This window comes from Methylobacterium indicum (assembly GCF_001043895.1).
Lineage (GTDB): Bacteria > Pseudomonadota > Alphaproteobacteria > Rhizobiales > Beijerinckiaceae > Methylobacterium > Methylobacterium indicum.
Genome location: NZ_JTHF01000222.1, coordinates 1 through 7,904, shown reverse-complemented (window position 1 = coordinate 7,904; position 7,904 = coordinate 1). Strand labels below are relative to the sequence as shown.

At 72.4% G+C, this 7,904-nt stretch carries 6 protein-coding genes; all 6 read right to left on the bottom strand.

Going from position 1 to position 7,904, the window contains the following annotated elements; translation table 11 throughout:
* Window positions 1–69: 69 nt before the first annotated feature.
* A complete protein-coding gene (locus tag QR78_RS24060; protein WP_048430127.1) occupies window positions 70–645 on the bottom strand; it encodes a biliverdin-producing heme oxygenase in 576 nt (191 codons plus the stop codon).
* An 11-nt stretch (window positions 646–656) separates the two neighbouring features.
* A complete protein-coding gene (locus QR78_RS24055; RefSeq protein WP_048430126.1) occupies window positions 657–3,242 on the bottom strand; it encodes a histidine kinase dimerization/phosphoacceptor domain -containing protein in 2,586 nt (861 codons plus the stop codon).
* 128 nt (window positions 3,243–3,370) lie between these two features.
* Window positions 3,371–4,765, bottom strand: coding sequence for a dihydrolipoyl dehydrogenase (locus tag QR78_RS24050; RefSeq protein WP_048430125.1), 1,395 nt, complete (start codon window positions 4,763–4,765; stop codon window positions 3,371–3,373).
* 111 nt (window positions 4,766–4,876) lie between these two features.
* Window positions 4,877–5,557, bottom strand: coding sequence for a guanylate kinase (gene gmk, locus QR78_RS24045; protein ID WP_048430124.1), 681 nt, complete (start codon window positions 5,555–5,557; stop codon window positions 4,877–4,879).
* Window positions 5,558–5,727: 170 nt separating this feature from the next.
* Window positions 5,728–6,603: a YicC/YloC family endoribonuclease gene (locus QR78_RS24040; protein ID WP_048430123.1), complete on the bottom strand. Its 876-nt coding sequence runs from the start codon at window positions 6,601–6,603 to the stop codon at window positions 5,728–5,730.
* A gap of 11 nt (window positions 6,604–6,614) precedes the next feature.
* Window positions 6,615–7,904, bottom strand: a 1,290-nt coding sequence (gene mltG / locus QR78_RS24035; protein ID WP_048430122.1) for an endolytic transglycosylase MltG, incomplete at its 5' end; no start/stop codon positions are given.

The following is a 7,904-nucleotide window of genomic DNA, read 5'->3' as shown; positions in this document are numbered from 1 at the left end:
ATTCGGCCCGTCAACCGGTTTCATGAAGGTTCGGCGACAGGACGGCGACCAGAGCCCCCTCCCCTGCCGTCACGCGCGGCCGGACGAGGCGCAGAGCCAGAGCCGCATCGCGTCGAAGGTTCGGTTGGCGGACGCGACGATGACGTCGGGCTCGGACAGCTCGGCCTCCTCGGCGAGGCGCAGGCGAAAGGCCTTCCACATCGCGCCGGTGTCGCGGCCGTATCCGCGATAGTAGCGGCAGCCCTCGTCGCCGCAGAGGCCGAACTGGCGGACGATGTGGCGGGCGATGACCTGGCCGCCGAGCGTCGAGCCTTCGAGAACGTACAGGCTGCCGAACGCTTCGGCTCGACCGCGCGGCGGCAGCGCCGAGGGGCGCGGAAGCGCCTGGATCGTCGCGTCGTCGAGGCCGAGATGGCGCAGGTCTTCGGTGAGGCGATCGAGGCGTCGGCGCGGAGCGAAGAAGGCGTCGTCGGCGAGAGCCTCGGCGAGGGCCGGCTCCCAGGCGGCGTGAAATCCCCAGAAGCGGGCGAGCAACCCACGATAGCCCTCCCGGGTCGACACACGGGTTTCCCAAGCGAGGTCGCGCTCGATCGCCTCGTGCGCCTCCCGGGTCTCGGCGCGCAGGCGGGCGTGGATGTCGGTCACGCCGGTATCGGTCACGCCGTGACCGTGAAGCAGGCGCCGGGGCGGTTCTCGACCTCGAGCCGGGCGTTGATCTGCTCGAGCATCGCCCGGATCAGCTTCATGCCGAGACCGGTGCCGCGAGCCGGGGCGTCCGACCAGCCGACCGGCAGGCCCTGGCCTTCGTCGCACACCGAGAGGCGAATCCGCCCCTCAGCCTCACCCGCGACGCTCACGGCGACGCGCCCACCGGCCTCCGCGTAGGCGTACTTGAAGGCGTTGGTGATCAGCTCGGTGGCGATCAGCGAGAGCGCCACCGCCTTGCGGTAAGGCACCATCAGGCCGGGCTCGGCCTCGAGATCGACGGCATGCCCCTCCCCCGCCATGCCGGCGAGATCGGCACAGAGATTCTCGATCGTCTGGCCGAGATCGACCTCCTCGACGCTCTCGGCCTGGTAGAGGCTGTCGTGGACCCGCGCCACGCTCATCACCCGGGCCGCGGTCTCGGCAAAAGCCGCCTGCGAGGCCGGATCGGTCACCTGGCGGCGCTGCATCTGCAGGAAGGCCGAGACGATCTGGAGCGAGTTCTTGACCCGATGGTCGATCTCGCGGGTGAGCAGGTCCTTCTGCGCCAGCAGGCGCTCCTTGTCGGCGAGGAGCCCGGTCAGCTCGCTGATCTTGCGCTGCTGGCGCAAAACCACGCCCTCCACCGCCTGGGCCAGCGCCTCGGCGATGCCGACCTGCCAGGTCGCGAACGGCTCCGAGGTGCCGCGCCGCTCCTCGACCCAGCGCTCGAACGAGCGCCGGGGCAGCACCGCCACCGGCCCGCTGCCGGCGAGCACGGGCTTGCGCGGGTCGCCGCCCCAGGTGACGGTGCTCGGCGTCTCGGGACGGAACCACAGGAGCAGGTGGCGCCGCTCCGGATCGACGAAGACCGCGAGCAGGCCGCTGGCGCAGGCCGCGAAGGGGGCGCTCGGCGGGTGCGCGGCGGGAAACTCGGCGGTGGCGTAGCTGGTGCGGTCCGCCGGCAGGGTCTCGCGCAGCCACGCGGCGATCGCCCGGATCGCGTCGGCCGGCGGAGTTTCGCCGAGGCAGCGCACGGAATCCTGCGAGACCGTGGCGGCGCCTCGCGCATCGAACAGGTCGAGGAGGGTGTGGGTATTCTCGGTGAGGGCGCTGACGAAGTCGTCGGAGCGGGCGAGCTCGCGCACGAGCTCGCTCTCGAGGGCGAGGTGGGCCTGCTGCTCCTGCCACAGGCGCCGGCTCTCGAGTTCGTAGACCCGCATCGCGAAGGCGTCGGCCAGCACGGTGGCGGCGGCGCGGGTCTCGGGCGCGACGTAATGCGGCCGGCGATGATGGCCGATCATCAACCCCCAGAGCCGCCCCTCGACCAGGATCGAGACCGACATCGAGCCGTTCACCCCGAGGTTGCGCTGGTATTCGAGATGGATCGGCGACAGGCTGCGGGACTGGGCGAAGGTGAGGTCGACCGGCGCATTGGCGGTCGCGGGGGTCGCCACCAGGGGCACCGGCACGTAGTCGCGGTCGATGACGAAGCGGCTCTTTGAGCGGGTGTAGAGGGCGCGGGCCTGGGCCGGGATGTCGGATGCGGGGAAATGCAGGCCCAGCAGGCTGCGGCTCCAGGCGGGGTCCTTGTCCTCGGCGATCGCGGCGCCGTTCCAGTCCGGGTCGAAGCGGTAGACCAGCACGCAATCGAAGCCGGTGAGCGCGCGGGTCTCCCGCGCCGCGACCTGGGCCGCGCCCTCGAGCGAATCGGCGCCCCGCAGCCGGCCGACCGCGAGCTCCATGTCGAGCTGGCTGGCGGCGCGGAAATCCTCCGGATGCGCCGGCGCCAGTTCGAGCTCGACGACGATGCGCTCGCCGTTGCGGTGAGCCATTGCATCGACCGGCAGGCCGGCGGACAGCATCACGCGCTCGCGCACGGTGCGGCCGGGATCGACCCCCTCCCCCTGGAGAGCGTCGCGGATCCGGCCGGTGAGGCCGGCGCCGAGCACCGTATCGAGGGGCAGGCCGAGCGGGTCGCGGTCGAGCGCATCGCGGACATTGGCGCTGCAGGCCACCACCGCGAGGCTGTCGACATCGGCGGCGACCAGCACGGCGTGGGGCTGGATCGCCCCGGGGATGTGGATCGGTTCGCGCTCGCACAGGCTCGGATCGACCGGTTCGGCCCGCACCCGCTGGTTTACGGCCGCCTGGACCGCATCACGCCGGTGCCCGGCCTCGAGGGCCTCCACAGGCTCGGCAATGATCCAGTACCGATCCGGTGCCGCCGCGTCGCGCAGGGTGATCCGCACCTGCATCGGCTTGGGGTCGAAGCCGTAAACGAACGAGAAAGTGTCCTCGAGCCGCCCCCGGCGCAGCCCCTCGCGGAACCGGCCGTAGAAATGCGGCAGGTGGGTGCAGGGGGCGACGTCGGTGAAGAAGTTGCGACCGATCACCCGCTCCGGCCGCCGGCCCGAAAACAGGCTCTCGGCGCGGTTGTAGAGATGGATGACGCCCCGGCCGTCGATCTGGATCACGCCCTGCTGGAGCGCATCGAGCTCGTGCGGCGCGAGCGCGTCGAGGTCGATTGCCGGAGACGTCGTCTGGTCGGGCACGATCACAGGAATTCCAAGGTATCGACGGCCCGAAACGGTCGCGCGTCCAGCGACGGGTCGCGCATCCTATCGGATTCCGAATCTGAACGAAACCGCAACGGAGTATCGCCCACACGTGAGGGGCGGCTCCGTCACCGGGTGCCGCCGGTGCGCCCGGCCACCGCCCTGACGGCTGTCTGCAACCCCTCCTCCAGGGTCGGATGGTAGAAGGGCCGGTCGAGGAAGGTCGCCGCCGTCCATCCCTCCTGCACGGCCACCGCCATCAGGTGGGCGAGGTGCTCGACGCCCGGCCCCACCATCGTCGCGCCGGTGAGCCGCCCGTCCGGCTCGGCATAGACCCGGATCAGCCCTTCGGCCCGGTCCATCGCCCGGGCGCGGCCCTGGTCGGCGAACGAGGTCTCGCCGATCACCCAGTCGCGCGCCGCCTCGGGATCGAAGGCGCGGCCGATGGCGGCGATCTGCGGATGAGTGAAGACGAGGCTGAAGGCCGGCCAGGGCGGCGGCGCCTCGACCTGGGGAAAGCGCGCGGCGTTGCCGCCGGCGATCCAGCCCTGGCGCTGGGCCTCGTGCAGCACCGGCCGCTCGTGGTTGGCGTCGCCCGCGATGAAGATCGGCAGGGCGCCGCATTGCAGGGTGCGCGGGTTGAAGTCCGGCAGGCCGTCCTCCTCCGGGTCGTCGAGCCCCGCTGCCGCGAGGTCGAGGTCGGACAGGTTCGGCGGGCGTCCCGCAGCGGCGAGCACCCGCGCGAAGGTGCCCTCGCCCCGCTCGCCCGAGGCGAGGCGCCAGGTCAGCCGCACGCCGTCGCCCTGCGCCTCGGCGGTCTCGACGGTCGCGCCGAGCCGCAGGTCGATCTCGGCCGAGAGGAGCGCGGCGGCGCGTGCCCCAACCTCGGGATCGCGGATGCCGCCGACCGCGTCGGCCGGATCGAGGAGGGTGACCCGTACGCCGAGACGGGTCATGGCCTGGGCGAGTTCGAGGCCGACGGCGCCGGCGCCCAGCACCGCGAGGGAATCCGGCAGCGTCTCGATCTCGAACAGGGTGTCGGTGGTGAGTACCCGGTTCGCGACCGGATGCAGGGACGGCGGCAGGCTCGGGCTCGACCCCGTCGCGATCACCACCGCGCCCGGAACGATCCGGGTATGATCGTCGACCAACAGCGTCGCCGGGTCGGCGAAGCGGGCGGTGCCGGAGACGCGCTGCTCGGCCGGGATGCGGTCGAGCCCGTCGAGGACGGAGGCGACGAAATCGTCGCGCAGGGCCCGCACCCGCCGCATCACGGTGGCGCCGTCGATCCGGACCTCGCCGACCTCGACGCCGAAGACGCCCGCGTGGCGCGCGTCGTACGCGGCGCTCGCCGCCTCGATCAGGAGTTTCGAGGGCATGCAGCCGACCCGGGCGCAGGTGGTGCCGCCGGGGCCGCGCTCGATCAGGACCGCGCGGGCGCCGGCCTTGGCGGCCGCATCGTAGGCCGCGAGACCGGCCGTGCCGGCCCCGATGACCGCCACGTCGCAGGTCAGTTCACGCATCTGTCTTCCCCTCGGACCGCACGGCGCGGCAGAGCGGCGACGGCGCGGTGTGCCTTCGGGCAACTTCGATCGTGAACGATTCGTTCCCGCGCGTCAGGTCGTTCCGGGCCGTCAGGCCCCCGGAGCGCCGTCCTCGGCGAGGAGCCGGCTCACGAAGCCGGACAGGCCGACCTGACGCTCCCGGCGCAGGTGCTCGGCGGCGAGGATCGCCTCCAGGGTCTTGAACGAGCGGTCGAGGTCGTCGTTGACCAGCACGTAATCGTATTCGGACCAGCGCTCGATCTCGGTGCGGGCATTGAGCAGGCGGCGCTCGATCGTCTCGGCGGAATCCTCGGCCCGGCGCTCCAGGCGACGGCGCAGCTCGGCCATGCTGGGCGGCAGGATGAAGATGGTGACGACGTCGTCGCGCAGCTTGCCCCGCACCTGGCGGGTGCCCTGGTAATCGATGTCGAAGATCATGTCGCGGCCGGCAGCCAGCGCCTTCTCCACCGGACTGCGCGGCGTGCCGTAATAGTTGCCATGGACCTCGGCCCATTCGAGCAGGTCGTCGCGCTCACGCAGGTGCTCGAAGGCGTCCCGGTCGATGAAGCGGTAGTGCTGGCCGTCGATCTCCGAGGGGCGGCGCGCCCGGGTGGTGACCGAGACCGACAGCTCGAGCCCCCATTCGGGCCGCTGCGCCAGCGCCCGGGTCAGGGTGGTCTTGCCCGCCCCCGAGGGCGAGGACAGGATCAGCACCAGGCCCCGGCGCGCCACCGGGGCCTTCAGGAGTTCGGAGCCCACCTTCGCCACCATCGCGTTGCATCACCCTTGTCGCCGGTCCGGACGCGCCAGTCGCCGTCCGTCTCGTCCCGCCGCGAGGCAGGCCCGCCCATCCGTTCCATCCCAATGCCGCCGGTCCGCCGCACGCGCAACCGGAGAGATGCGGGCGGGACGGGACAAGCGGGCCGCCCCGATGGCTGCCCCTACTCGATGTTCTGCACCTGCTCGCGGAACTGCTCGACCACCGCCTTGAGGTCGAGGCCGATGCGCGAGAGCGAGACGTCGTTGGCCTTGGCGCAGAGGGTGTTCGACTCGCGGCCGAGTTCCTGGGCCAGGAAGTCGAGCCGGCGGCCGACGGCGCCCCCAGCCGCGAGCAGCTCGCGGGCGGCGGCGAGATGGGCGCGCAGGCGGTCGATCTCCTCCCGGACGTCGGCGCGGGCGGCGAGGAGGACGGCCTCCTGGTGCAGGCGCGCCGGATCGAAGCTGCCGGCCTCCATCAGGGCCGCGACCTGGGCGGCGAGACGGGCCTTCACGGCCTCCGGCTGGCGGGCGGGGCAGGCCTCCGCGGCCTCGACGAGATCCGCCATGGCGGCGAGCTGGCCGCCGATGACCTCCGCGAGCGCCCGCCCCTCGGCGCGGCGGCCCTCGGCCAAGGCGTCGACGAGCCGGAGGGCGGCGGCCGCGAGGTCGCGCCGCAGGGCCTCGTCGTCGCCCGTCTCCTCCTCGACCTCGATCACGCCGCGGATCCCGAGCAATCCGTCGACGGAGGGCAGCGTGATGCCGAGCGGCATCGGTACCCGGGTCACCGCCTCGGCTAGGGATGCGAGCAGGGCCTCGTTGATGCGCACCCGCGGCGCGGCCTCGGCCCGCGACAGGGTCAGGGTGAGGTGGCAGGTGCCGCGGCCGAGACGCTTCTGCACTCCGGCCCGAGCCTCCTCTCCGACCGAATCGAGGCCCGCCGGCACCCGGACCCGGACCTCGAGGCCGCGGCCATTGACGCTCTTGAGCTCCCAGGCCCAGTGCGTGGGCCCGGTGGTTCCGGCCTCGCGGGCAAAGCCCGTCATGCTGGCGATGGTCATCGTGTGCGCGCTCAGGGGTTGCGCAGGACCGGGACGGTCTTGGGCGAGTTCAGGTCGAAGGTCTTGTTGCGCAGGGGGTCGCGGGCCGTCCCCTCCGAGGCGTCGAAGGCGCGCGAGCGGGAGGCCGCGGTCGCATCGGAGCCGTCATAGGCGAGCGGCGCCCCCGGCAGGGCGGTGCGCGGCGGCAGGGCGGCGCCCGCGGCCGCCGGATCGGCCTGCGCCGGCGGCTCGACCTTGTCGACGCCGACCGTCGAGGCCGGATCGGCGGCGGCCTTGGCCTTCTCGACTTGGCGCCAGCGGGCGACGTTGCGGTTGTGGGCCTCCAGCGTCTCGGAGAAGACGTGGCCGCCGGTGCCGTCGGCGACGAAGAACAGCTCCTTGGTGCGGGACGGATTCGCCACCGCCTCGAGCGCCGCCCGGCCCGGATTGGCGATCGGCCCCGGCGGCAGGCCCTCGATCGCGTAGGTGTTGTAGGGCGTCACCCGGTCGATCTCGGAGCGCAGGATGCCGCGCCCCAGGGTGCCGCGGCCGCCGACGAGCCCGTACACGATGGTGGGATCCGATTGCAGCCGCATCCGCTTCTGCAGCCGGTTGACGAACACCCCGGCGACGCGGGGTCGCTCGTCGGCCCGGCCGGTCTCCTTCTCGACGATCGAGGCCAGCGTCACCATCTCCTGGGGCGTGCGCACCGGCACGTCCGGCGAGCGGCGGGCCCAGATCTGGTTGAGGACCTCGCGCTGCTTGGTGCGCATCAGGTTGAGGATCTTTTGGCGGGAATCGCCGCGCTCGAACTTGTAGGTGTCGGGCAGGAGCGAGCCCTCGGGCGGGGTCTCGTTGATGTCGCCGGTGAGCACGTCGTTGTCGTTGAGGCGGGCGACGATCTGCTCGCTCGTCAGGCCTTCCGGGAAGGTGATGGCGTGCTGGACCGGCCGGCCCTGCACCAGCACGTCGACCACGTCGTCGATGCTGGCATGGGCCTTGAAGTTGTACTCGCCGGCCTTGAGCGCCGCCTTGCGGCCGAAGCGGGCGGTGAGCTCGAACAGCATCGGGTGGCCGATCACCCCCTCGCGCTGGAGCAGGTCCGCCATCTCGCCGACGCTGGAGCGGGGCACCACCACGACCTTGTCGGCGGGCAGCGGCCCCGCCTCGTTGGTCTGGCGCTCCAGGACCACGATCCCCAGGATGGCGCCGAGGCCGAGGATGACGAACAGGGTCAGGAGGCCGCTCACCGCCGAGAGCAGGCCGCCGCGCTCGCGCACCGGCTTCTCCGGCGGGGGCGGGGCGGCCTGCTCTCGGCGGTG